The organism is Streptococcus mitis, assembly GCF_023109105.1.
Lineage (GTDB): Bacteria > Bacillota > Bacilli > Lactobacillales > Streptococcaceae > Streptococcus > Streptococcus mitis_BW.
The window spans coordinates 1-1,205 of the sequence record NZ_JALDTZ010000033.1 but is presented as its reverse complement, the minus strand read 5'-3'; the positions used below and the strand labels follow the sequence as shown (position 1 = coordinate 1,205).

The window sequence follows — 1,205 nt, the reverse complement described above, 5'->3', positions numbered from 1 at the left end:
ACAAAGAAATCATCGCTAAACTGGACTACGACGCCCCATCTTGTCCTGATTGTGGAAGCCAAATGAAGAAATATGATTTTCAAAAACCATCGAAAATTCCTTACCTTGAAACGACTGGTATGCCTACTAGAATTCTCCTGAAAAAGCGTCGTTTTAAGTGCTATCAGTGCTTGAAAATGATGGTAGCTGAGACTTCCCTCGTCCAGAAGAATCACCAAATCCCTCGTATCATCAACCAAAAAATTGCTCAAAAGTTGATTGAAAAAACTTCTATAACCGACATTGCTCATCAGCTTTACATCTCAACTTCAACTGTCATTCGTAAGCTCAATGACTTCCGTTTTGAGCATGATTTTTCGCGTCTTCCTGAGATTATGTCTTGGGACGAGTACACCTTTACCAAGGGAAAGATGAGCTTCATTGCACAAGATTTTGAAAAACTCAATATCATCACTGTTCTTGAGGGAAGAACACAAGCTGTCATCAGGAATCACTTTCTTCGCTACGATAGAGCTATTCGATGTCAGGTGAAAATCATTACTATGGATATGTTTAGTCCTTATTATGCCTTGGCTAACCAGCTTTTTCCGTGTGCTAAAATCGTTCTAGATCGTTTCCATATTATCCAACATTTAAGCCGTGCTACAAGTCGTATGCGTGTCCAAATCATGAATCAGTTTCATCGAAAGTCTCATGAATACAAGGCTATCAAGCGATACTGGAAACTCATTCAACAGGATAGCCGTAAACTTAGCGATAAACGTTTTTATCGCCCTACTTTTCGCATGCACTTAACCAATAAAGAAATTCTAGACAAGCTTTTGAGCTATTCAGAAGACTTGAAACACCACTATAATCTCTATCAGCTCTTGCTTTTCCACTTTCAGAATAAAGAGACTGAAAAATTTTTCGGAATCATTGAGGACAATCTGAAGCAGCTTCATCCTCTTTTTCAGACTGTATTTAAGACATTTCTCAAAGACAAAGAAAAAATCGTCAATGCCCTTCAGTTACCCTATTCCAACGCAAAATTAGAAGCGACGAATAATCTCATCAAACTTATCAAGCGAAATGCTTTTGGTTTTCGGAACTTTGAAAACTTTAAGAAACGAATTTTTATCGCTCTGAATATAAAAATGGAGAGAACGACGATCGTCCTCTCCAGATGTTAGCTTTTTTCAACCCACTACAGTTGACAAAGAGCC

At 38.2% G+C, this 1,205-nt stretch carries 1 protein-coding gene; it reads left to right on the top strand.

Annotation, left to right across the window (positions count from 1 at the left end; translation table 11 throughout):
• A partial coding sequence (locus M1F37_RS09930; protein ID WP_247935677.1) for an ISL3 family transposase occupies window positions 1-1,172 on the top strand: 1,172 nt, incomplete at its 5' end.
• Window positions 1,173-1,205 lie beyond the last annotated feature (33 nt).